The sequence below is a fragment of the Nocardia sp. NPDC059177 genome, from assembly GCF_042755165.1.
Classification (GTDB): Bacteria; Actinomycetota; Actinomycetes; order Mycobacteriales; family Mycobacteriaceae; genus Nocardia.
Genome location: NZ_JBHZBX010000007.1, coordinates 209,826 through 232,547, shown reverse-complemented (window position 1 = coordinate 232,547; position 22,722 = coordinate 209,826). Strand labels below are relative to the sequence as shown.

General features: G+C 68.5%; 24 protein-coding genes and 1 pseudogene. 13 read left to right on the top strand and 12 right to left on the bottom strand.

Annotation, left to right across the window (positions count from 1 at the left end):
• Positions 1 to 66 precede the first annotated feature (66 nt).
• The gene (locus tag ACFXK0_RS11915; RefSeq protein WP_379410092.1) at positions 67 to 1,224 is read right to left on the bottom strand and encodes a hypothetical protein; all 1,158 of its coding nucleotides are present in this window, start codon (positions 1,222 to 1,224) and stop codon (positions 67 to 69) included.
• Positions 1,225 to 1,373: 149 nt separating this feature from the next.
• Entirely contained in the window at positions 1,374 to 1,958 is a 585-nt protein-coding gene (locus ACFXK0_RS11910; protein ID WP_379410090.1) for a CHAP domain-containing protein, read from the bottom strand.
• A gap of 423 nt (positions 1,959 to 2,381) precedes the next feature.
• Here ACFXK0_RS11910 and ACFXK0_RS11905 point away from each other — a divergent pair, with 423 nt between their 5' ends.
• Positions 2,382 to 3,137, top strand: coding sequence for a helix-turn-helix domain-containing protein (locus tag ACFXK0_RS11905; protein ID WP_379410089.1), 756 nt, complete (start codon positions 2,382 to 2,384; stop codon positions 3,135 to 3,137).
• The gene (locus ACFXK0_RS11900) at positions 3,134 to 3,868 is read left to right on the top strand and encodes a helix-turn-helix domain-containing protein (protein WP_379410088.1); all 735 of its coding nucleotides are present in this window, start codon (positions 3,134 to 3,136) and stop codon (positions 3,866 to 3,868) included. Before ACFXK0_RS11905 ends, ACFXK0_RS11900 begins: the two co-directional genes overlap by 4 nt.
• A gap of 4 nt (positions 3,869 to 3,872) precedes the next feature.
• Here ACFXK0_RS11900 and ACFXK0_RS11895 read toward each other — a convergent pair whose 3' ends face one another.
• Positions 3,873 to 5,306 carry an MFS transporter gene (locus ACFXK0_RS11895; protein ID WP_379410163.1) on the bottom strand — a complete coding sequence of 478 codons (1,434 nt, stop codon included), beginning with the start codon at positions 5,304 to 5,306 and terminating at the stop codon, positions 3,873 to 3,875.
• Positions 5,307 to 5,373: 67 nt separating this feature from the next.
• On the opposite strand from ACFXK0_RS11895, the gene ACFXK0_RS11890 reads away from it, so the two are divergent.
• Positions 5,374 to 5,859 (top strand): MarR family winged helix-turn-helix transcriptional regulator, encoded by a 486-nt coding sequence (locus tag ACFXK0_RS11890; protein ID WP_379410087.1) that lies wholly within the window; start codon positions 5,374 to 5,376, stop codon positions 5,857 to 5,859.
• 19 nt (positions 5,860 to 5,878) lie between these two features.
• Positions 5,879 to 6,202 carry a hypothetical protein gene (locus ACFXK0_RS11885; protein WP_379410086.1) on the top strand — a complete coding sequence of 108 codons (324 nt, stop codon included), beginning with the start codon at positions 5,879 to 5,881 and terminating at the stop codon, positions 6,200 to 6,202.
• Here the strand turns inward: ACFXK0_RS11885 and ACFXK0_RS11880 are convergent, their stop codons facing one another.
• Positions 6,203 to 6,505 carry a hypothetical protein gene (locus ACFXK0_RS11880; RefSeq protein ID WP_379410085.1) on the bottom strand — a complete coding sequence of 101 codons (303 nt, stop codon included), beginning with the start codon at positions 6,503 to 6,505 and terminating at the stop codon, positions 6,203 to 6,205.
• Positions 6,506 to 6,723: 218 nt separating this feature from the next.
• On the opposite strand from ACFXK0_RS11880, the gene ACFXK0_RS11875 reads away from it, so the two are divergent.
• Positions 6,724 to 7,146, top strand: a complete 423-nt coding sequence (locus tag ACFXK0_RS11875) for a hypothetical protein (RefSeq protein ID WP_379410084.1) — start codon at positions 6,724 to 6,726, stop codon at positions 7,144 to 7,146.
• 163 nt (positions 7,147 to 7,309) lie between these two features.
• On the opposite strand, the gene ACFXK0_RS11870 is transcribed toward ACFXK0_RS11875, so the two are convergent.
• A complete protein-coding gene (locus ACFXK0_RS11870; protein ID WP_379410083.1) occupies positions 7,310 to 8,380 on the bottom strand; it encodes a DoxX family membrane protein in 1,071 nt (356 codons plus the stop codon).
• Positions 8,381 to 8,503: 123 nt separating this feature from the next.
• Between ACFXK0_RS11870 and ACFXK0_RS11865 the strand changes: the two genes are divergently transcribed.
• Positions 8,504 to 9,103 carry a class I SAM-dependent methyltransferase gene (locus ACFXK0_RS11865; RefSeq protein WP_379410082.1) on the top strand — a complete coding sequence of 200 codons (600 nt, stop codon included), beginning with the start codon at positions 8,504 to 8,506 and terminating at the stop codon, positions 9,101 to 9,103.
• Between the two features lie 247 nt (positions 9,104 to 9,350).
• Here the strand turns inward: ACFXK0_RS11865 and ACFXK0_RS11860 are convergent, their stop codons facing one another.
• On the bottom strand, positions 9,351 to 10,304 hold the full coding sequence (locus ACFXK0_RS11860) for an alpha/beta fold hydrolase (RefSeq protein ID WP_379410081.1): 954 nt from the start codon (positions 10,302 to 10,304) through the stop codon (positions 9,351 to 9,353).
• Between the two features lie 185 nt (positions 10,305 to 10,489).
• Here ACFXK0_RS11860 and ACFXK0_RS11855 point away from each other — a divergent pair.
• The 3 genes and pseudogenes from ACFXK0_RS11855 to ACFXK0_RS11845 all read left to right on the top strand — a co-directional run bounded on the left by ACFXK0_RS11855 (position 10,490) and on the right by ACFXK0_RS11845 (position 12,569).
• Positions 10,490 to 11,589, top strand: a pseudogene (locus tag ACFXK0_RS11855) (agmatine/peptidylarginine deiminase).
• Positions 11,590 to 11,630: 41 nt separating this feature from the next.
• The gene (locus ACFXK0_RS11850; RefSeq protein ID WP_379410080.1) at positions 11,631 to 12,191 is read left to right on the top strand and encodes a TetR/AcrR family transcriptional regulator; all 561 of its coding nucleotides are present in this window, start codon (positions 11,631 to 11,633) and stop codon (positions 12,189 to 12,191) included.
• Between the two features lie 39 nt (positions 12,192 to 12,230).
• A complete protein-coding gene (locus tag ACFXK0_RS11845) occupies positions 12,231 to 12,569 on the top strand; it encodes a hypothetical protein (RefSeq protein WP_379410079.1) in 339 nt (112 codons plus the stop codon).
• A 16-nt stretch (positions 12,570 to 12,585) separates the two neighbouring features.
• On the opposite strand, the gene ACFXK0_RS11840 is transcribed toward ACFXK0_RS11845, so the two are convergent.
• From ACFXK0_RS11840 to ACFXK0_RS11815, 6 genes are all read right to left on the bottom strand, one after another.
• On the bottom strand, positions 12,586 to 14,499 hold the full coding sequence (locus ACFXK0_RS11840; protein ID WP_379410078.1) for a peptidase: 1,914 nt from the start codon (positions 14,497 to 14,499) through the stop codon (positions 12,586 to 12,588).
• Positions 14,500 to 14,630: 131 nt separating this feature from the next.
• Positions 14,631 to 15,578: a M56 family metallopeptidase gene (locus ACFXK0_RS11835; protein ID WP_379410077.1), complete on the bottom strand. Its 948-nt coding sequence runs from the start codon at positions 15,576 to 15,578 to the stop codon at positions 14,631 to 14,633.
• Positions 15,575 to 15,940 carry a BlaI/MecI/CopY family transcriptional regulator gene (locus ACFXK0_RS11830; protein ID WP_379410161.1) on the bottom strand — a complete coding sequence of 122 codons (366 nt, stop codon included), beginning with the start codon at positions 15,938 to 15,940 and terminating at the stop codon, positions 15,575 to 15,577. Before ACFXK0_RS11830 ends, ACFXK0_RS11835 begins: the two co-directional genes overlap by 4 nt.
• A gap of 51 nt (positions 15,941 to 15,991) precedes the next feature.
• Complete coding sequence (locus ACFXK0_RS11825; RefSeq protein WP_379410076.1) at positions 15,992 to 16,336, bottom strand: DUF1801 domain-containing protein; 345 nt, start codon at positions 16,334 to 16,336, stop codon at positions 15,992 to 15,994.
• A gap of 21 nt (positions 16,337 to 16,357) precedes the next feature.
• Positions 16,358 to 17,437: a redox-regulated ATPase YchF gene (gene ychF, locus ACFXK0_RS11820; protein ID WP_379410075.1), complete on the bottom strand. Its 1,080-nt coding sequence runs from the start codon at positions 17,435 to 17,437 to the stop codon at positions 16,358 to 16,360.
• A gap of 147 nt (positions 17,438 to 17,584) precedes the next feature.
• Positions 17,585 to 18,508 (bottom strand): zinc-binding alcohol dehydrogenase family protein, encoded by a 924-nt coding sequence (locus tag ACFXK0_RS11815; RefSeq protein ID WP_379410074.1) that lies wholly within the window; start codon positions 18,506 to 18,508, stop codon positions 17,585 to 17,587.
• 230 nt (positions 18,509 to 18,738) lie between these two features.
• Between ACFXK0_RS11815 and ACFXK0_RS11810 the strand changes: the two genes are divergently transcribed.
• From ACFXK0_RS11810 to ACFXK0_RS11795, 4 genes are all read left to right on the top strand, one after another.
• Positions 18,739 to 19,584: a helix-turn-helix domain-containing protein gene (locus ACFXK0_RS11810; RefSeq protein ID WP_379410073.1), complete on the top strand. Its 846-nt coding sequence runs from the start codon at positions 18,739 to 18,741 to the stop codon at positions 19,582 to 19,584.
• Positions 19,585 to 19,588: 4 nt separating this feature from the next.
• Entirely contained in the window at positions 19,589 to 19,999 is a 411-nt protein-coding gene (locus tag ACFXK0_RS11805; protein ID WP_379410072.1) for a VOC family protein, read from the top strand.
• A 122-nt stretch (positions 20,000 to 20,121) separates the two neighbouring features.
• Complete coding sequence (locus ACFXK0_RS11800) at positions 20,122 to 22,374, top strand: carbon starvation CstA family protein (protein WP_379410071.1); 2,253 nt, start codon at positions 20,122 to 20,124, stop codon at positions 22,372 to 22,374.
• A gap of 119 nt (positions 22,375 to 22,493) precedes the next feature.
• The gene (locus ACFXK0_RS11795) at positions 22,494 to 22,703 is read left to right on the top strand and encodes a YbdD/YjiX family protein (RefSeq protein WP_379410070.1); all 210 of its coding nucleotides are present in this window, start codon (positions 22,494 to 22,496) and stop codon (positions 22,701 to 22,703) included.
• Positions 22,704 to 22,722 lie beyond the last annotated feature (19 nt).

The following is a 22,722-nucleotide window of genomic DNA, read 5'->3' as shown; positions in this document are numbered from 1 at the left end:
TTGCACCACAACCACAGGGGAACCGCCAGAACCATCGGCAACATTCGCCCCACGAGTCACACGCGTTCAGGTGGCGCCGTCGATGGCGGCGCCCACATCGATCGTGCGGCCGCTCGGATCGGCCAGTTCGGTACTGACCACCGCGACGACCTGGGCCACGATCTGCCGCTTGATCCCGGCCAGGCGGGCCAGTGTGGCCGCGCGCAAGCCCTTGGCACTGAACTCCATCGAGATGTCCTCGAGCGCGGGCGGCGGCACATCGAAAACGATCTGCAACGGCTCGGCGGCCCTGGCCGTGAGCACCAGCGGAATCTCCAGATCGGCGCGGTAGTGGTTGGCCTTGAGCACGTCGACGGTGATGTCCAGGCCGACCGGCAGGGTGAGATCGAATACCCGCAGGTCACCGGGTTCGCCGAGCCCGCGATCGATCACCCGGGGCTGTTCGATGGCACCGCGCACGGTCACCGTCGCCGCGCCGCGCGGGCCTTCCGAGAGCGGCCCGACCTCGATCGGGCTGCCCGCCATCTGCCCGACCACACTGTGCACCCGGTCGCGGGTGACGATGTCGGTGAAGAAGCGCAGGCCGAAGTCGCGGTAGTCGATCCAGTCGAAGACGGTGTCGTTGCGATGCGGCGAGCGGTAGCCGTCGAGAATGGCCTCGATGTCGAAGACCCGCGCCGAGCGGACCTTCGGATCGCCGACGATCGCGTTGACCCGGCCGGCCACCTCGCGCTGCACCAGGCCCGCGATCGGGTCGAGCAGCATCTCCCAGGCACTGTCCACCGCCTCGGCACGCAGCGTGAAGCTGACATCCCTGGCCGTCACCGGGGCCACGTCGATCACCACCAGCAGCGGCGCCGCGGTGCGCGCGTGCAGCTTCAGCCCGATCTCCACCACGGCGGCCAAGCCCAGCTTGCGGCCGCCGAGCACCAGATTGACCGCCAGCGTCAGCGGGATCTTGACCCCGAAGCTCAGCGCGTCGGTGGGCGTGCGGGTGACCACGGGGGTGCCGAGGGTGCCCTCGGCGGCGAACCCGGCCAGCCCGGCCGGACCCAGCGAGAACGGACCGATCTGCACCCCGCGCCCGGTCATTCCCGAGACGGCGGCGGCGATGCGGTCCTCGGTCACCGCGTAGGTGACGAAACGCTCGCCGAAGTGGGCATAATCGATCCACGCCGGTTCACGACGCGCCCCGCCGGGCGCCTGCACTCGCACAGTCGACACGGTAACAACTCCTCCGTCCTGCCGATGAGGGGGAAGCAGGACGGAGGAGCCGGTCGCGACGCTGCCGGGCGCCGCACTCTCCATGGTACGGGCACCGCCGTGGTACCGCCGTCCTGGATCGTCGCAGTTGTCTTGAGCGACAATCGATTTCAGAATCTTCCATAGCCGACCAGGTCGGCGGTCTCGGCCGGGTCGATGGTGCGGACCCGGATCGAGCCCATTTCGTTGCCGCCGATGGTGGTGATCTTGCCGTCCTCGACCTTCAGCACGATATTGGTGTGCTGGCCCATCGGGCTGTCCGGACCGTAGAGCACCACGTCACCGGCGCGCGGCCGGTAGCCGAGGTCGGGGCGGGTGAACCGGCCGACCTGCTGGTAGTACTCCTGCAGCGTGTAGACGCCCGGAATGCGCCAGGAACCGGAGTTCGGATTGGCCAGCGGCCTGCCCGCCTCGCGCATCGTCCAGCTGACGAAATCGGCGCACCAGGCCTCCTCGACGCCTTCGGCGTATTTGGTGCCCTCGCCCGGGTTCTCGTATTCGCGCCGCAGCACCTCGACCAGGGCGAGCTGTTGTTCGTCGAGCTGCTCGGTGTCCAGCGTGGGGAACGGATCGCCCCAGTCGTGCTGCCACCACACGAGCCCGGCGACGAGCACGGCCGTCGTCGCGAGCACACCGGAGATGCCGAGCATCCATCGGCCGATACGGCTGCTGGATTCGGTCTGAGTCTGCGTCATCGCCCCCCGCTTTCGTTCTGTCTTCTGCACTCTAAGACGAATCGGCGGCGTCCGGGGTTCCCGTGACACGCGGAGGAATTCAGTGTGTTCCGGAGCGGGCCGGGCGGGAGCACGACCACCGGGTGGACCCCTGCGCCACCCGGGCATCGGCTCGCTACCGCGCACTCGGCGCGCATCCAGCCTGCGTGCCATCCCCTCCGGCGACATCCACGCGACGAGGCGCGGACGTGGTTTCGAACACGTACCGCTCCGGAACACACTGACCCCGACCAGCGCGGATTCCGGTCTGGATGTCCGAATTGCGCCGAGGAGGTAGCCGCGCGGCGCACCGCCCGGCTGTGAGAATTTTTGCGAACACTTTACTGTCGGTCAAGCTAGACGACTGTCCCAATTTGTCCCAGCGAGATCGCAGAGGAGCGTGCCGTGGAAGACCCACATGCTTCGGTCGCGCGTTATCTGCGCGAGCGCCGGGAATCGGCGGGCCTCACCAGGGCGGCACTCGGCGCGCTGGCCGGGATCTCCCCCGCGCTCATCCAGAAGATCGAACAGGGCACCCGCACCCCCACCCTGGAGGCGCTGACCTCGCTGTTCGACGCGCTGGAGGTGCCGGTTCCGTTCCGGGAGCATCTGGTGTCGCTGTCGCTGTCCACGCGCTACGAGGCACTCGTGCCGATCGAGGTGCCCGAGGTGCCCGCCGACGATCTGGCGCTGCTCGGCAACCTCGCCCAGCCGGCCTGCCTGATGGTCTATCCGACGCTGGATGTCGTCGCGCGCAACGACGGCTGGGCCCGGCAGTTCCCCGGCCTGGTGGCCGGCACGACGCTGCTGGAGTGGATGTTGCTCGACCCGATCGCCCCCTCGGTGGTCCTGGACTGGGAACGACAGATCCATCTGCTCGTCTACAGCTTCCGGGTCACCAGCCCCGGCGTGGTGGCGCAGACCCGGATCGACGAGCTCGTCGCCTCCTGCGCCCGCTCGCCTGCATGGCCGCGCCTGTGGTCGACGGAACCGGCCATCCCCGACAACGCCGACGCCCCCGAGCTGCTGCTGTGCCACGCCGACACCGGCGAGGCGACGAGAATGGCCTTGCACAATCTGGAATTCAGCCTGCCGCGCCGTCCCTGGTCGCTGGTGACGGTCGCCCCCAAGCAGACCGCATCGAGGAGAATGACACCGTGACGAGCTCGCGTGCATCGATCGCGCGTTACCTGCGGGAACGCCGCGAAGCCGCGGGACTGACCCGCAACGCGCTCAGCGCAGCGGCCGGCATCTCCCCCGCCCTCATCCAGAAGATCGAACAGGGCACCCGCGCACCGACCGTGGAGGCGCTCACCGCACTGTTCGACGTGCTCGAGGTGCCCGACCTGTTCCGCGACCACCTGGTGGCGCTGTCCTACGCCGATCGCTACGACAGCTCGGTCCCCGGCACCGCGGGCGCCGTCCCGGCGGGCGACCGGGTCCTGCTGGACGCGATCCCGTATCCGGCCAGCCTGCAGGTGTATTCGACCTTCGACATCGTCGCGGCCAACGCCGCCTGGGAACGCTACTTCCCCGGCCTGTGCGCGGGCACCACCCTGCTCGAGTGGATGCTGCTCGACGAGCGGTCCCGCACCGCGATGCTGGACTGGCACAAGCAGGTCCACCTGTGCGTCTACGGCTTCCGGGTGATGAGCCAGGGCGTGGTGCCCCAGCAGCGCATCGACGAGCTGATCGCGTCCTGCGCCCAGGCGCCGGAATGGACCGAGTTCTGGACCACCGAACCGGACGCGCCGACCCATCTCGACCGTCCGGTGCAGCGGTTCCGGCACCCGGACACCGGCGAGCCGATCACGATGATCATGCACGCGCTCGACCACACCATTCCGCGCCGCGAATGGTCACTGGTCGTGTTCTGCCCGGTGCCGGACTGACCAGCTAGTCCTGCGCCTTGCGCATCGGGATGCAGGCGGTCAGCGCGATCGCGGCCACCGCACCGGCCATCGCGATGAAGAACGCGGTGTGGAAACCCTCCCTGGACGGCAGCGCGTGCCCGCCGAGCTGGATGGTCATGTGCGCGAGCACCACGCTCATCACCGCCGCGGAGGTGGAGGTGCCGATCGAGCGCATCAGCGAGTTCAGGCCGTTGGCTGCGGCGGTCTCGGTGATCGGGACCGCGCCCATGATCAGCGCGGGCATGGCGGCATAGGCCAGGCCGACACCACCGGCGACGATCACCGCCGACAGCACGATCTGCCAGACGCTGTCCATCATCACCACCGCGCACAGGTAACCGACGGCGATCACCGCCGAGCCCAGCGCCAGCGTCACCTTGGGGCCCTTGGCGGCCGACAGGCGCGCCGAGACCGGCGACAGCAGCATCATCACCAGGCCGGTCGGCGCCATCGCCAGGCCCGCGACCACCATCGACAGCCCGAAGCCGTAGCCGGTCGCCTCGGGGGCCATCAGCAGCTGCGGGAAGGTCAGCGACATGCCGTAGAGCGCGAAACCGACCGCCACCGAGGCCATATTGGTGAACAGCACCCGCGGCCGCGCCGACACCCGCAGGTCGACCAGCGGCGCGGACTGGCGCAGTTCGTAGTAGCCCCAGCCGAGGAAGGTCAGCAGCGACGCCACGAACAGCGCGATGATCGAGGTGCTGGCCCAGCCCCAGTCGGCGCCCTTGGAGATGGCGATCAGCAGCGTCAGCAGGGCGATCGACAGACCGACGGCGCCACCGAAATCGAACTTCGACGGCGTGCGCACCGGCGATTCCGGCACGAAGACGAACACCAGTACCGCGCACGCGATGCCGAGCCCGGCGGAGGTCCAGAACAGCATGTGCCAGTCGGTGTTCTGCGCGATGACCGCGGCGAACGGCATGCCGATCGCGCCGCCGACACCGAGGGTCGCGCTCATCACCGCCATCGCGCCACCGACCTTCTCCGGCGGGAGTTCGTCACGCATGATGCTGATGCCCAGCGGGATCGCGCCGACCGCGGCGCCTTGCAGCGAACGGCCGACGATCTCGGGCAGCAGCGTGGAGAAGCTCGCGCAGATCACCGAGCCGACGATCATGAAACCCAGGTTGACGACGAGCACCAGGCGCTTGCCGTACATGTCGCCGAGCTTGCCGGAGATCGGCGTGGCGACCGCGCCGGCCAGCAGGGTCGCGGTGATCACCCAGGAGGCGTTGGATGCCGAGGTGTTCAGCAGCGCGGGCAGCGACGGAATGATCGGGATGACCAGCGTCTGCATCAACGAGACGACGACGCCGACTGTGCTGAGCACCGCGATGAGCACTGCCGGGCTGGGCCGGCGGGTTTCTGTGGTGGCCGGCGAGACGTCGGCGGTAGTTACGGACACAGATATGCACGGTACACAGCATGTGTATGCTACACAATTTGATCTAGCGTGACCGACCCGACATAGTTGGCATATGTCCGATTCCGGCCCCGCCGACGACACCCCGTTCGCCCGCCTGGTTTTCGAGCTGAACCTCATCTCGCGGCACTCCCCGGCGACCTCGCGGCGCGCCCCCGGCTTCCAGCTCGACCGCTCGGCCTTCCTCATCCTCACCCGCCTCGACCTGGGCGAACCCCTGAGCCTGCGGGAACTGTCGGAGGCGTTCCGGCTCGACATCTCCACCATCAACCGACAGGTCGGGGCGATGCTCAAGGCCGACCTGGTCGAGCGCGTGCCCGATCCCGACGGCGGCCTGGCCCGCAAGATCCAGAGCACCGAGGCAGGCCGCTCGGCCCTGGCCGCCGATCGCGAATGCCGTGCCGCCGGAATCGGTTCGGTCGTCGCGGACTGGAACGACGACGACATCGCCGAGCTGAGCAGGCTGATGCGCAAGTTCAATCGCTCGGTCGAGCAGCTCGAGCACAACCCGTGGCCCAGACCGCCGCAAACCGGCAGCTGATCGCGCTAAGCTGCGCCGCGTGGTCACCCAACGGTCTACCCGCCCGAGCTGGCTCGCCTGGGACAACTACTTCGTCGGCGTCGGCGGCTTGGTCCTCGGCCTGTGCTTCGGCATCTGCGCCGCACTGATCGCCGGACCCGGCCGCAACCTCCTGGCGATCGTGCTGGTGGTGCTCGCCGGGCTCTGCGTCCTGCCCGCGCTAATGCGCGCGGTGGTCGAGCTGAGCGTCTGGGTGCGGCTGGCCGTGCTGGTGCTCGGCTTCACGATCCTGCTGCCGGCGATCCTGGTCAGCCCCGCTGTGCGCGACTGGGCCGCCGACCGCTGGCAGCAGGCCTGGAAGTGACTACAGCCCGCGCGGCGTGGCGAGCAGCAGCTGAATCGCCTTCTGCAGGAACTGCGCCGACTGCCAGCTGAAATAGGCATTGGCGGCAGCCGCCGAATCGTCGGACGAGCCCGCCGAACCGGTCGCCACGTTCGCCGAGCCGGTGGCCAGATTCGCCGACCCCGTGGCCGAACCGGTCGCCGAACCGGAACCGGGTAGTGCCGAGGCGGGCGCGGCGGCCCCCAGCAGCCCGATCGTCACCGCGGCGCCCACCGCGGCGACACGAACGGCATACAGCTTGGACGCTTCACGACCCGACAACATCAACCTCGAACCCACTCTCCGAAAATCACTGCCAGTATGCAGTATTCACGCCACCCAGGGGTGCCGAGCCCGATTCGCCCGGTTTGCGCCCCCCGACCTTTTCTCATCATGACGGGTACTGACAAGGGCCGATAGACACTGGATCTCGGGGCAGTACCCGGGCGTAGGCTCGATGCCAGTCAGGGTCGGGTTCCGCAGCGATGTAGGAGTTGGCAGTGATGAACGGTCTTCGCAGGATTATCGTCGGCGCCGCGGTGCTGGTGGCCGCGGGAATTTCGGCCACCGGACTGGCGGCCGCCGATCCGGTCGTCGTTCCCTTCCAGGTGAATCCGGCCCCCTTCGGCAATCCGAACGGCAGTTTCGACGTGCCGGCCATCCGCTGCGTCGTCGTCCTCGACCAGCCCGGCACCGCGGTGATCACCGGCGGCAAGGCAGGCGGCTGGGGCTGCATGCTCTACTCGCCCGTGCATTGGGTCAACCTGACCACCGGCGCCACCGGCTACGCCCAGCTCTCCGACGGCCTCAACGGTATCCCACCCCAGGCCACCCTGCACACCGGCCCCGGCCAGATCGCCCTGGTCCTCACCTCGGTCACCGGCGGCACCACCACCCCCGGCTTCGCCACCTTCACCGTCACCTAGAAGATTCAGCTCCGCCCCAGACCGGAATCGAGTCGGCGCACCCGATCAGCACCGCTCGCCACGACGCCGGGCTGGGCGGGTTGTTCCGGAACCATGGTCCTAGGCGACGCCGACAGCCTGCGCGCCGCGCTCCTGAGCGCCTTCGGCCCAGCTGTGGCGAAGGTCAGCGGCTGGGTCGGTGGTCGCGCCCGACCTCGGCGCGCTGCCGGGCGACTTCGGCCGCCTGTGCTCCGCGCTCCCGGAGCACCTCGGCCAGGTGGGTGCCGCGTTGGCGGGCGGCTTCGGCGAATTCGGGGCCGCGGTCCTTGGCGAGTTCGGCAAGGTGCGCGCCGCGTTCGCGCGCCGTTTCGGCCAGCTGCGGTGCGCGCTCGCGGGCGATCTCGCTCCAATGCCCGCCGCGCTGCTTGGCGACCTCGGCGACCTGCGGTGCGCGCTCCCTCGCGATGCCACTCAGCTGCGCGCCACGCTCCTTGGCCGCCTCGGCCAGCTGCGGTGCGTGCTCACGCGCGAGCTCACTGAGCTGCGCACCACGCTCCCGCGCAACCCCGGCCACCTGCGGACCACGTTCCCGCGCGAGCTCGCTCAACTGCGCACCACGCTCCCGCGCAACCCCGGCCACCTGCGGACCACGCTCGCGCGCGAATTCGCTCAGCTGGGCGCCGCGTTCCTGGGCGATCGCGGCGAGGTGTTCGCCCTGGCCCTGGGCGGCTTCGGCGAACTGGGCGCCGTGCAGTTTCGCCGCGTCGAGCATCGCCGTGTGGTCGGCGGGTTCGCGGTGGGCGACGGCTTCGCGGGCGCGCCAGCCGAGGGACGGTTTGCCCGCGGTGTCGGCGGCGGTGATCAGCAGGCCGCCGAGCAGGCCGAGGTCTTTGAGGAAGCCGGTGCGTTTGGCCGCGCGGCGGTCGGGGTCGGGTTCGGCCCAGAAGTCTTGTTCGGTGACCGTGCCGGGCACCACCGTGGCCGCCAGCACGAAGGCGGCGGGGCGCGGGGCACGGCCGCTGGCCAGCAACAATCCGCCCGCGACCTGCACCGCGGCATTGATCCGCACCCACTGGCTCGGATTGTCGGGCACCTTCGCGGCCAGTGCGTCGGGCAGGCCGGTGCGGCCCTTGGCGGCGAGGGCGTCGGCGGCGGCCGCGCGCGGTTTCGGATTCATCAACCCGCTCACACCACCGGCGATGAACGTGGTCGCCAGCAAAGTGCGGGCCAGGCGGCGGACAGGCTTGATCGGCATCGTTGGATCCCTTCGTCTACGACTGGGAAAACGGCTCCTCCCCATTCGACTACCCGGCCCCCGCCGACACAAACGACGCGCCGCCCCGGGCATGCCCTGTCCAGTGACCGCTACTCTCGCCCCGTGCCCGACGACATCGTCCGAACCGCCTACGCCGCGATCCACCAGCTCTACATCGACTCCTTCGGCTCCCCCACCCACCTCGACCCCGAGGACACCGCCTTCGTCCTGCGCCATCTCACCCCCGGCCCCACCCTCGACCTGGGCTGCGGCCCCGGCCACTTCACCAAGACCCTCGTCGACGCAGGCATCCCCACCACCGGCATCGACCTGGTCCCCGAATTCATCGCCCACGCGCAATCCGCCTACCCGGACATCCCGTTCGAGGTCGGCTCGATCACCTCGCTACCCGTCCCCACCGGCACCATCACCGGCATCCTCGCCTGGTTCTCCCTGATCCACTTCACCCCCACCGAACTCCCCGCGGTACTCGCGGAACTCCACCGCGCCCTCACCCCCGGCGGCCGCCTGATAGCCGGCTTCTTCGACACCCCCGACACCGTCGAACCCTTCCCCCACAAAGTCACCACCGCCTACCGCTGGCCCATCGACGCCTTCGCCGAAACCCTCGCCACCGCCGGCTTCACCGAACTCTCCCGCCTGCAACGCTCCGCCGCAGACCCCACCCGCCCCTACGCCGCCCTGGCCACCATCGCGCACTGAACGCCGCCCACCGCATCGCACCTCGGGGTGGGGAACTGGCGTATTCGTGCAATCTGTTGATGGCTGGACAGAAAACTGACTCGCAGAGGCCGGATTGCACGATTTCGCCGTTCTTTGTGCTGGCGGAGGGGCAGGGCGACAGTGCGCTCGATCGATGCGGCGAGATCAGCGTCGCGGTGTGGTCGGCGCCAGGGCACCGTCATCCACTTCGCGAAGCGGAAGGCGGTGGCTGCCGAGCAACACCCGATCAGGCGGCCAGCGCCAGCCCGGCAGTCTCGATTCGCTCGCCGCTCGCCCGGCCGACCAGCCGGGCGATGGCCGTGGCGACCTGGGCGGGCTGCTCCAGGATCACCGAGTGGCCAGCGCCGTCGATCTGCACGAAGTCGGCGTAGTCGACGGCGGCGGCCATGGCGATCGAGTGCGACGGGGGTGTCATCAGGTCGGCGGAGCCGCACAGGATCAGCGTCGGGATCGCCGACAGCGCCGGCAGCGCGTCGGTGCGGTCGAAGGTTTTGAAGGCGCTCAGGAAGGTGGCCATGGTGACGATCGAGGTCGCGTTGTGCATGGCCTCGGCCAGTGCCAGCACCCGCGCGCTGACCTGGCGATCACCGAACTCCGCGGTCCGCACGACCGGCGCGAACACCTTGCAGGCCAGCACCTTCGCGTGCTGCATCAGCCGCGGTGCCCGGCGCACCGCCGCTTGGAAGACGGCGATGATCGGATTGCGCAGCAGCCGCCCGAAGCCCACGTCGGCCAACCCGCTCGCCGCGGTCGCGACCAGCCCGGCACCGACGATCCGGCTCCCGATCTCCGCCCGGTACCGGCTGACGTAGGACAGCACCGTCATCCCACCCATCGAATGCCCGACCAGCACCACCGGTCCGGTCGGCGCGACGGCGTCGAGCACGTCGTGCAGATCGTCGGCGAGCTGCTCGAGGTTGTAGGTCTGCCGGGGCGCGGTCGCCGACTCACCGTGACCACGGTGGTCGTAGCAGACGACCCGCGCACCCGGATGCTCGCGCCGCAGCGCCTCGCGCACATCGCTCCACGACTCGGTCCGCAGGCAGTGCCCATGAACGAGCACCACCGTCAGCTCCGCGGAGCGCGGACCGTACTCCCGCACCGTCAGCTCCACCCCGTCCCGGGTCGACACCTGGACACGACGCTGCGCCGAGTGGGCGATGGTGCTGATGTCCGGCATCGGAGCCTCCAGTCGGGTGCGGGTGACACGGTCAACTCTGCGCCGTTTCCACCCCGGCCATCAGTGCCCCGAGTACTGGCCTCGCGCCCCTGAGGGTGACCAGAACCCCACCTTGGGTGCCATCCGCGGGCTTGACTGAAAATTCAGTCAGGATCTATGATCGAGGAACCGAAGGGAGAGATCCGATGCGACGACGCACATTCGTCCAGACCACGATGGCCGCACTCGGCAGTGTGCTGTGGGCCGGCTGCGACAACACCGGCACACCCGCCGACGACACGCGGACCTGGCAGATGCCCGAGGAGGGACAGCCGCACACCCGCACCTGGATGGCCTTTGCGGCCGACGAAGAGATCTGGGGTGCTCACCTGGTCGCCGAGGTCCAGCGCAACCTGGCCACCATCGCCACCACGATCGCCCGCTACGAGCCGGTCGCCATGCTCGTGCGCCCCGGCGACCTGGCCGTAGCGCAGGGCCTGATCGGCGCCGCGAACGTGGAACTGATCCCCACCGACCTCGACGACCTGTGGATCCGCGATACCGGCCCGGTCTTCGTCGGGAGTGAGAACACCAGGGCTGGTGTGGATTTCAACTTCAACGGCTGGGGCGACAAGCAGGAGCACCGCGCCGACGCGAAGGTCGCGCAGTTCGTCACCGGGCGCGCCGGCGTCGAGACCCTGCGCACCGATCTGGTACTCGAAGGCGGCGCGCTGGAGGTCGACGGTGAGGGCACCGCGATCATCACCGAGAGCTGTGTGCTCAACAGCAATCGCAACCCCGGCTGGCGCAAACGCGATGTCGAGGAGGAACTCGCCTACCTGCTCGGAATCGAGAAAGTGATCTGGCTACCGGCATCGCCGGGCGCGACATCACCGACGGCCACACCGACTTCTACGCCCGCTTCGCCGGCCCCGGTGTGGTGGTCGCCGGCCTCGACGACGACCCGGATTCCTTCGACTACGACGTCACCCGCCGCCACCTCGACATCCTGCGCACGGCGACCGACGCACGCGGCCGTCCGTTGCGGGTGGAGGTGCTGGCCGGGCCGTCGACCGTGCGCGAGAGGTTCGAGAACGACGATTTCGCCGCGGGTTACATCAACTTCTACGTCTGCAACGGCGCCGTCATCGCCCCCGAGTTCGGCGATCCCGCCGCCGACGGCGCCACCGCCGCCACCCTCACCCGCCTGTTCCCCGGACGCGAGGTGGTGCAGATCAATATCGACGGCATCGCCACAGGTGGCGGCGGTATCCACTGCGCCACCCAGCAGGAACCCGCCGCCTGAGCCGTGCCCGGACGCGCACCGAGGACCTACTGTGAGGAACCGTGTCAGATCGTCGTACCCAGATCCTGGAAGCCGCCGTCCGCGTCATCGCCCAGGACGGCGTACGCGGGCTGCGAGTAGACAAGCTCGCCGCGACCGCCGAGGTCTCGACAGCCTTGATCTACTACCACTTCAAGGATCGCTCGGGCATTCTGCGGGCCGCGCTCGCCCACATCAACCATCGCGCCCAGACCTACACCGACGCCCCAGCCACCGACCCGCGCGCTCGCCTCGAACAGATGCTGCTCCAGGAACTCCAGGACACCGCCGACGTGCGCGAAACCAGCCTCGCCTGGGGTGAACTGCGGGCCACCGCCGTCTTCGACCCGGAGCTACGCACGCCGCTGCGGACCACGACGCAATCCTGGAACGCCGATATCGAATCCTTGATCCGCGCGGCGACGGACGCGAGCACCGTCGCCCCCGCCGACGCCGCCGAGCGCCTCACCGCGCTGGTCGAGGGCCTCAGCGAACGATGGCACAGCGGTTCGCTCACACTCGCGCGGGCCCGCGAACTCCTTGCAGGCGCCATCGCGCTCGAGTTGCCGCCGGTAGGCACCTGACACCCGCTACTCTCGGTACCACCAGCGCATAGGGGGAATGTGAAGAGCGAACAGGTCATCGACGGGGAGAAGTCCGCTGTGCGGAGGCGCTCCACGGGGTTCCGGATAGTCACCGGGATCGCGCAGGTGGTGCTCGGTGTGGTCGCCGGATACCTGATCAATTGGGGAACAGCCCTCGGCATTCTCGGGGTGGAGATCAGCATCGACTGGACGCTGCCGTTACTGCTCGACATCTGGCTGGTTCCGTTCGCGGTGACGGTCGGCGTCGTCGCGGTCCTGTGGTTCACCCTGCCGAGGATCCGGCTCGCGCTGTACTCGGCCGTCGCGAGTTCACTGCTGACCTCGATCTTCTTCACATGGCTGCTCTCGTCCTTGTAACGCGCACACCCTGAGGTCACCTGACCTGCTCCCACAGCCGCAGATACACCTCCGCACCGTGGAAGAGATCGGTCATGATCTCCGGTCCACCGAGCACGCGGACGGCCTCCAGCCAGTCGGCATAGGTCCCGTAGGTCGCCGTGCCGTCGGTGTTGATGTCGAAGGTCCGATCGCCCCAGCGTTCCCGGTCGAAGGTGACGCGGCCGTCGTGGGAGACGAAGGGGTACGCGACGATCCCCGTGCCCAGTGGCGCGCCCTGACCGGCGATGCCGTTCATGTCCGAGCCGAACCCGAAACCGAAGTCGCCGCCGGGCCGCGGCATGGCCCGGGCTTCACGCCAGGCCTGCACGAATCCGGCGGGCCCACCGGCGTAGGGGGTCGCGAAACCGCCGACCGCGTACACCCGTTCGGTGGTCTTGGCGGAATCCCAGCCGTGTGAGGACAGCACGCCCGGGTAGCGACGCTCTTCGATGATGGTCATGACTTCGTCGGCGGTGGCTTCGCTGAGGTGGTCGATCTCGATCAGGAACCCGTGGTCGATCATCCGGTTGATCAGATACGCACCCAGCTCGGTCAGGCCGCGCGCGTTGCAGTGCGGCCCCGCCGCGTACAGCGGCAGCGGCGCGCCACCGAGCAGGGGCCCGGTGAGACCGGCGAGAAACTGATTGATGTGGCCGGCGATGGGCACGGAGATCTGCGTGCTGTCGTGTTCGGGCCCGGGGCAGGACTGGACGTTCCAGAATGTGCCGGTCTGCATGAAGTTGCCCGCGTTCACCAGCAGGCCGGTGACATCGTGGTACATCTTGGTGCCGCCGAAGGCGTTGTCGAATTTGTGGACGGGGAAGAAGCTGCTGACTCCGATGGCACGCAGTTCGGTCAGCCAGCGGTCGACATCGGCGCGGGTGCACTGCGCCTGTCCCAGGACCACCCCGCAATCCAGCGGGTCGGACAGTTCCATGCCGAGCACCACGGCGAGCTTGCCGGACGCGGCGACCCGGCGCGCTTCGGCCGGGTCGGTGACGATGCGGAAGAAACCTTGCCCCGGACCACCGGCCCTGGCGTCGATGTAGTCCTGTAGCGCCCGCAGGCTGTCGGCCTGCAAACGCACCGAAACCATGTCGTCGCAGGGGTTTCGGCGGTCGGTCATCATCGTGCACAGCGATTCGTTGTCCACCAGGTCGACGGTCAGTACCCGCAGACCCGCCTTCCACGAGCGCTCGATACTGGTCCAGTAGGCGCCTTCGGCGGTGAGCACCGAGGGTTTGGGCCAGTCCCGGAAGCTGGGCCAGCCGACGGTGTCGGAATCGTGGAACGGTTCGCCGTGGTCGAGGAAGCTGGCGACCAGACCGTTGGTGCCGGTGCGATATTGCGCGCAGTCCGGCAGTGCGTAGGGCGCCCCGAAGCGGTGCCAGGGACGGCCGCAGTGGAAGTTGCCGCCCATGAACTCGTAGGCGGTGATGTGCGCGTGAGCGTCGATGGTGCCGATGACCGAACCGTCCGCGGCGACGCTGGGGCCGGGCGTTCCGTGCGCGCCGATCTGTGCCTCGGGGTAGTCCGCGCAGCCGGTGTCGGCGACGAAGGTGGCTGGTGTGCTGGTCGCGCCGTTGGTGAGGACGAAACCGCTCGCACCGGATCCGTTCACCGTCCACACGGCGGCGTCCGACGGGTTCTTCGCGGGAGCGATCGCGCCGCCGGTGGCCGCCAGCACCTCACGGTGACGGCCGTAGAGCAGGTATTCGCCGAGCCCGGTGGCATGCAGCCGATATGGTCCCGCCGCCGGGACCAGTGGACCGGCGGGGGTGTCGATCCGGTAGCAGCCGTCGACCAGCGAATAGCGGGTCTGCGCCGGATCAGCGACCGGGTCTGCGGCGGCCGGGCCGACGACGCCGGCGGTCAGCACGGTGGTGGCGAGCATCGTCAGGAACGGCACGCGCGTTCGCGCTGCGTGGGAACTCTTGAAACGCAAAGCTTCTCACTTCTGAACTAGTCATATTTCACATTGTGGCCGTACGACACCCTCCGCCAAAATACTATGGAGCATAGTTTTTCGTGGCCGAATCCTCAGGCGATGAACAAGCGCACCAGCACCGCGCTCAGACCGACCACCACCACCGCCGCGACCGGCGCCAGCAACATCGTCGCGACGAGCATCATCGCCGCCGTCCGGCGGGACGAACCGGCATTCGAGGTGGCCGACAAACGCTCCAGGCGCATCGCCAGGGAGTCATCGATCAAGCCGAGTGGCGCGGTCGGCATGGTCGTCGCGTGCGCGGCCACAGTACGCAGCGCGACGGCGAGCGCCCGCGGATCGGTCGCGGCCGCCGCCGCGCGATCGGCGGCGAATTCGACCAGGGTGGCCACCGCGTTCGGGGCGGCGGCGAACAGCGGAATCCACGAAAAAGCCCGGGCGAGAACCTGAAACGCGCCGAGAATATGGTGATGGAATCCGCGCAGATGCGCGTGTTCGTGCGCGAGCACAGCACGCCACTGCGCCTCGGTCAGGCAGCGCGCCAACCCGTCGGTGACCACGACGTACCCGCCGCGCCCGGCGACGCTGTAGGCCAGCGGAACCGGATGTTCGAGCCGAACCAGCTTCGCACCGGCAACCTCGACGCGACCGACGATCTCGACCAGCTCCCGGTGCCTGCGGCGCAGCGCCGCACCACGTCCCCGGTGCCCGATGACGATGCGCGTCAGCTGCCCGGTCGGCACGAGCGTACCGATCACCGCCAGCGGCATGATCAGCCCCGCCGCCCAGGTGACCACCGTCGGCTCGACCGCCGCCAGACTTTCCACCAGCCTGCCCGCCGACAGATTCCCCGGCGGATCACCGGGCCACGCCAGCGCGATCAGGGCGAGCACACCGCAGCCCAGCGTCGCGGCGACCGCACCCAACCAAGCCACCATCCCCATGACCGGCGCGGCGGTGAAATCGACGCGGGAAAGTACCGCGGGAGCGGCCACCGCCAGCGCGATACCCGCGGCCAGCAGCGCCGTCAGCAGAATCACGGGCCGCGCTCGTCGTCGGCCAGCCCCCGCCGCAGCGCCTCGACCTCACGCTCGCTCGCGGTACGCACCAGATGCAGCAGCACCGCGGGCGCGTCGGGACTGGCGTCGAGAATCTCGCGCAGCAGATCGGTGGTCGCCTCGGCCCGGCTACGACTGGGCCGGTACCGGTAGGAACGACCGATCTTCTCCCGCCGCACCCACCCCTTCTCCCACAGATGCGACACCACCGTCAGCACCGTCGTGTACGCGGGAACCCGCTGCCCGTCGGCCAGCCGATCGACCAGATCGTGCACCGACAACGCGTCCGCGCTCTCCCACAACTCCGCCATCACCTGGCTCTCGAGCGCACCCAGGCCCTTAATCACTCGCCCAATTTACTATTCGTCATAGTTTTTGGGATCGAGTCGCCCGGTTCACCGCGCCCGGTTCACCCGCACGGCGTCATTGATCAGCGCGGTGAACGCCTCGGGGTCGAGCTCGTCGTCTTCGTGCAGATCGATCGACCGCCCCACCGGAGCCTGCAAACTGGCATTGAACAGTCCCTTCGGATCATGCACCGACGACCCCTTGGCAAAGTTGACCTTCACCTTCCCCTTGTACATCTCCAAGGTGCAGATCAACCCGTCCAGCGAAAAAGCGGGCACCCCGTCCGGATTGGACGGCTTCTTCCACTTCATCTCCTCGACCACATCCGGCTCCGCCGCCCTGATCAGCGCACGAATGTCATCGACCCGCCCGACCCGCCAGTCCTCAACCATCCCCCGATGATAGGCCGCACCTCAGACGTTGAAGCGGAACTCGACGACGTCGCCGTCCGCCATGATGTAGTCCTTGCCTTCCATGCGGACCTTGCCCGCAGCCTTGGCGGCGGACATGGAGCCGGCTTCGACCAGGTCGGTGAAGGCGACCAGTTCGGCCTTGATGAAGCCGCGTTCGAAGTCGGTGTGGATGACACCGGCGGCCTTGGGGGCCGTGTCGCCCTGGTGGATGGTCCAGGCTCGGGATTCCTTGGGGCCTGCGGTGAGGTAGGTCTGCAGGCCGAGGGTGTGGAAACCGGCGCGGGCCAGGGCGTGCAGGCCGGGCTCGGTCTGGCCGATGGACTCGAGGAGTTCGAGGGCGGACTCGTCGTCGAGTTCGAGGAGTTCGGCTTCGACCTTGGCGTCGAGGAAGACGGCGTCGGCGGGGGCGACGGAGGCCTTCAGTTCGGCGACCTTGGCCTCGTCGGTGAGGACGGATTCGTCGGCGTTGAAGACGTAGAGGAACGGTTTGATGGTGAGCAGCGAGAGTTCGCGCAGCAGTTCGCCGTCGATCTTCTTGCCCGCGGCGAACAGGGTGGTGCCCTCGTTGAGGAACTCCTGGGCCACCTTGGCGGCGTCGAGCAGCGGCTTGCGGTCCTTCTTGACCTTGGCTTCCTTCTCGAGGCGCGGGATGGCCTTCTCGAGGGTCTGCAGGTCGGCCAGGATCAGCTCGGTCTCGATGACCTCGATGTCGGCGGTGGGGTCGACGCGACCGTCGACGTGCACCACGTCGTCGTCGGCGAACACGCGCACCACCTGGCAGATGGCGTCGGCCTCTCGGATGTTGGCCAGGAACTTGTTGCCCAGGCCCGCCCCCTCGGAGGCGCCCTTCACGATGCCGGCGATGTCGACGAAGGACACCACGGCGGGCACGATCTTCTCGGAGCCGAAGATCTCGGCGAGCTTGTTCAGCCGCGGGTCGGGCAGCGGGACCACGCCGACATTGGGCTCGATGGTCGCGAACGGGTAGTTCGCGGCCAGCACGTCGTTCTTGGTCAGCGCGTTGAACAGCGTCGACTTTCCGACATTGGGCAGACCGACGATTCCAAGGGTGAGGCTCACGAGACCAGGAGTCTACGTGGTGCCCACCGCACGTCGGTCGCCGCCCGCGACACCCGAGCTGGACTGTTGATCACCAGGCCCTGAGGGATTTTCCTTCTCGGGCGATGCCTCCCTGGTGGCCTGGTGATCAACTGTCCAGCATGGTGGTCAGGGGATGAGGACGACCTTGCCCAGGTTGGCGCGCTGCTCGATGACGGCGTGGGCGGCCGCGGCGTCGTCCAGCGGGAACTGCGCGTGCACGACGGGGTGCAGGAGGCCGGAGGCGTAGTACTGCCAGACCTCCTGGCGCAGATCCTCGTAGCGGGCGGGGTCGCGCTGGGCGAGGCGGCCGATGCGGAAGCCGGTGAGGGATTTTCCGCCGGCGAGCAGGTCTTCGGCGTCGAGCAGGCCGGTGCCGGTGCCGTAGGTGACCGCGCGGCCGCCCTCGGCCAGCCCGGCGAGGGTGGCGCCGATGCCGCTGCCGCCGATGCCGTCGAGCGCGTAGTCGGCCTGCTTGCCGCAGTGCAGCTGGTCGTAGGTGAAGACCTCGTCGGCGCCGAGTTCGCGCACGAAGTCGGCCTTGGCGGTGTCGGAGACCGCGGCGACGACCCAGCTCGCGCCGCGCACGCGGGCCAGCTGTACGGCCAGGTGGCCGACGCCACCGGCGGCGGCGGTGATCAGGGCGGTCTCGCCCTCGCGCGGGGCGGCGGTGTCGAGGGCGCCGAGGGCGACCAGGCCGCTGCGCATCAACGCGACGGCGTCGACGGCGGAGGCACCGTCGGGGATGGCGGAGGCCTGGTCGGCGGCGAGAACGACGTATTCGGCGTAAGCGTCGGCGGTGCACAGGCCGACCACGCGGTAGCCGACGCTGTAGCCGTCGACCCCGTCACCGACGGCGACGACCTCACCGGCGACCTCGGCGCGCAGCTGCTGGGCGACCGGCTGGGCGCTGATCCGCCGGATCGCCGACAGGGTGACCCCGATGGCCTCGACCCGGACCAGCAGCTCACCGGCGCCGGGCACCGGCACCTGGGCTGCGACGACCTCGAGCACCTCCGGACCACCGCTGCGCTCGTACTGAACCCGCCGCATGACACCTCCTACAGAATTGGGCGAAGGCGCAACGTTAACCGGGCGAGTGCGCGTTTCCACAGGCCATGGGCGTGTGAGTGCGAAATCTCACCGGCTCCGCGACACTGCGGAGAGCACCTTCACGAAACGGTTACCCCGCCCCGGCCCACCGGACGCGTGCGTCATCCCACACCGCCACGGGCTTGACGAGCCCTGGCCGCACCGTCGCACCCCGGCGTAGCGTGGCCGATATGGAGCCGACCACCGAGGTGGTGACCGCGGCCCCCGCGCCGGCCTTGGCAGCGTTCATCGACCGGTACGTGGGCTATCGGCTGGCGGGCTTCGCGCCCGGCCTGCATCGCGGACTGCCCTCACGGCACATGACGTTCATCGTCGCGGTCGGTCCCACCATCGACGTGGTCACCCAGACCGATCCGCATCAGGCGCCGGGCAGCTATCGCTGTGTACTGGGCGGTTTGCAGGCGAGTCCGGCGATGATCGCGCACACCGGGTTCCAGGAGGGTGTCGCCATCGAGCTGACGCCGCTGGGCAGCCGGGCGCTGTTCGGGATGCCGGCCCGCGAGCTGTGGGACGTGTCGGTCGAATGCACCGATGCCCAGCGGGTTCTCGGTGATCAGCTCGCCGATGCCGTGCAGTCGCAGCGGGATTGGCCCGCGCGATTCGCTGCCTGCGATCGCGCACTGCTCGCCGCCGTCCGCACAGAATCCCACGCCGGACCCGAATTGGCTTGGGCTTGGCGCACTCTGGTCGGTACCGGCGGCACCTGCGAGATCACCCCGCTGGCCGAGCGGATCGGCTGGAGCCGCCAGCACCTGACCCGCAAGTTCACCGCCGAGTTCGGCGCGAGCCCGAAGCTGGCGGCCCGGATCATCCGCTTCGAACGCGCCAGGCGGATGATCGCGGCCACCCCGTCGTTCGTCTCCATCGCCCAGATCGCCGCCACCTGCGGCTACTACGACCAGGCCCATCTCAACCGTGATTTCGCCGAGCTGGCCGGCTGCTCGCCCATCACCTGGCTGACCGAGGAGGAGGTTCCATCCGTCCAAGACCCGAGCACCACCGAAGGACAAGGCTGAACACATGGACACCACAACCAACACCCAGACCGCCGTCTGGCCCTGCCTGGCCTTCGACGACGCCCGCGCCATGATCGAATTCCTCACCACCGCTTTCGGATTCACCGAAATCGCGGTCTACGCCCGCGAAGACGACCCGTCGGTCGTCGAACACGGCGAACTCCGCTGGCCCGCCGGTGGCGGCATCATGTTCGGCTCCACCGCCCGCGACGACTCCCCCTTCGCCACCCGCCCCGCCGGCGTCGCCTCCCTCTACCTGGTCACCGACGACCCCGACGCCCTGCACGCCCGCGCCACCGCCGCGGGCGCGACCATCATCCGCGGCCTCCGCGACGAGGACTACGGCTCCCGCGGCTTCACCGCCGCCGACCCCGAAGGCAACTTCTGGAGCTTCGGCACCTACCGAGGCGAATGAGCTGCTGAACAAAATTTCATCTTGGCCGCGAGGCGGGAGATCCTGTCCGGCACGCTGAGTTGATCCGCTACCTTGACGATGTTCTACCCGAGGCTCTGCGCGTTGGACCAGGAGTTGAGTCAATGGCGACCATCGAATATCTGCGGACCGAGCCGGATCTCCCGCCGGTCGGCATCGTCGATCGCACCCCGATCACGCCGGTCAAGAAGGCCGTGTTCGCGGGAATCGCGGTGCTCGGCGCGATCGCGTGGACCATCGTCGCCTTCGTGCGCGGCGAGTCGGTGAACGCGGTGTGGATCGTCATCGCGGCGGTCTGTACCTACATCATCGCCTACCGCTTCTACGCGCGGTTCATCGAATGGAAGATCACCAAGCCGCGTGACGACGTGGCGACGCCCGCCGAGATCTACGACAACGGCAAGGATTTCATGCCGATGGACCGGCGCGTGCTCTACGGGCACCATTTCGCCGCCATCGCGGGCGCCGGACCGCTGGTGGGTCCGGTGCTGGCCGCGCAGATGGGCTATCTGCCGGGCACCATCTGGATCATCGTCGGTGTCGTGTTCGCCGGCGCGGTGCAGGACTATCTGGTGTTGTGGGCTTCGACCCGGCGCCGGGGCCGCAGCCTCGGGCAGATGGCGCGCGACGAGCTCGGCAGTTTCGGCGGTGTCGCCGCGATCGTGGCGATCCTGGCGATCATGACCATCCTGCTGGCGGTGCTCGCGCTGGTCGTGGTGAACGCGCTCGGGGAGAGCCCGTGGGGCGTGTTCTCGATCGCGATGACCATCCCGATCGCCCTGTTCATGGGCGTGTATCTGCGGTATCTGCGGCCGGGCAAGGTCGGCGAGGTGTCCGCGATCGGCATCGTGCTGTTGCTGGCGGCGATCATCGGCGGCGGCATGGTGTCGGAAACCCAGTGGGGCACCGACTGGTTCACGCTCTCGCGCACCACCATCGCCTGGTGCCTGATCGCCTACGGTTTCTTCGCCTCGGTGCTGCCGGTGTGGCTGCTGCTCGCCCCGCGTGACTACCTGTCGACGTTCATGAAGGTCGGCACCATCGTGCTGCTGGCGGCGGGCATCCTGATCACCATGCCGGTGCTGAAGGCGCCCGCGGTGTCGGAATTCGCGCACACCGGGACGGGTCCGGCGTTCGCGGGCAGCCTGTTCCCGTTCCTGTTCATCACCATCGCCTGTGGCGCGCTGTCGGGTTTCCACGCGCTGGTTTCCTCGGGGACCACGCCGAAACTGCTGGCCAAGGAATCCAATGCGCGGATGATCGGCTACGGCGGCATGCTGATGGAGTCGTTCGTCGCGGTGATGGCGATCATCACCGCCTCGATCATCGACCAGCACCTGTACTTCGGCATGAACGCGCCGGGCGGGCTCACCGGCGGCACACCGGAAACCGCCGCGGCCTATACCAATACGCTCGGGTTGAGCGGGCCGGCGGCAACACCGGAGCTGTTCGCCGACGCCGCCGCCGATGTCGGGGAGAACTCGATCATCTCGCGCACCGGTGGCGCGCCGACGCTGGCCGTCGGTATTTCGGAGGTGTTCCACCAGTTCCTCGGTGGCGAGTCGATGAAGGCGTTCTGGTACCACTTCGCGATCATGTTCGAGGCGCTGTTCATCCTCACCACCATCGACGCGGGTACCCGGGTCGCGCGGTTCCTGGTGTCGGACGCGCTGGGCAACTTCGGTGGCGGTTTCCGCAAGTTCAAGGATCCGTCCTGGCGGGTCGGCGCCTGGGTGTGCTCGCTGCTGGTGGTCGCGGGCTGGGGCAGTGTGCTGCTGATGGGTGTCAACGATCCGTTCGGTGGCATCAACGCGCTGTTCCCGCTGTTCGGTATCGCCAATCAGCTGCTGGCCGCGATCGCGCTGACGGTCGTGCTGGTGATCATCGTCAAACGCGGGCAATGGAAGTGGGCCTGGATTCCGGGTGTGCCGCTGGTCTGGGACCTCATCGTCACGATGACCGCGTCCTGGCAGAAGATCTTCTCCGCCGATCCCAAGCTCGGTTACTGGAAGCAGCACAGTCTGTGCCAGGCCGCCAAGGACGCGGGCACGGGCTGTCTGACCGCGAAGACTCCCGAGCAGGTGGAGACCGCCATCCGCAACACCTTCATCCAGGGCACGCTCTCGATCGTGTTCGCGGTGCTGGTGCTGATCGTGACCGTGGTCGGAGCGTATGTGTGCCTGAAGGCGATCCGCTCGGGCACGGTGTCGAGCACCGAGTCCGAGGAGCAGCCGTCGAAGATCTTCTCCCCCAGCGGTTTCCTGCCGACGGCGGCGGAGAAGGACGTGCAGAAGGAGTGGGATGTGCTGATCGCCGAGGGCAAGGTGAGCACACTCGGATCGGCACACGTGTCATGACGGGTCGCCGCGAGGTGGTCGGCAACCGGCGTCATCGTGCAAATCGCGCGTCGTCAGTCGGTATATCGCATCCGCGAGCGGCGATTGCACGATCACGCCGGATCGTCACGTGGTGCCGGGTGCGTGGCGCCACGGTGCTGATCCCGATCCGGGACGCGGCGCGCGGGGTCGCCTGGTGGTACAGCGCCATCAACGGTGGCCAGGACTACCGGCGGTATGTCGAACACCGCGCGCGCACGCACCCCGGCGAGCCGATCGCCTCGGAACGGGATTACTGGCGCGAACGCCACGCCGAAGCCGACCGCAACCCCACCAATCGCTGCTGCTGACCAGGCAAGCACCGGTCCG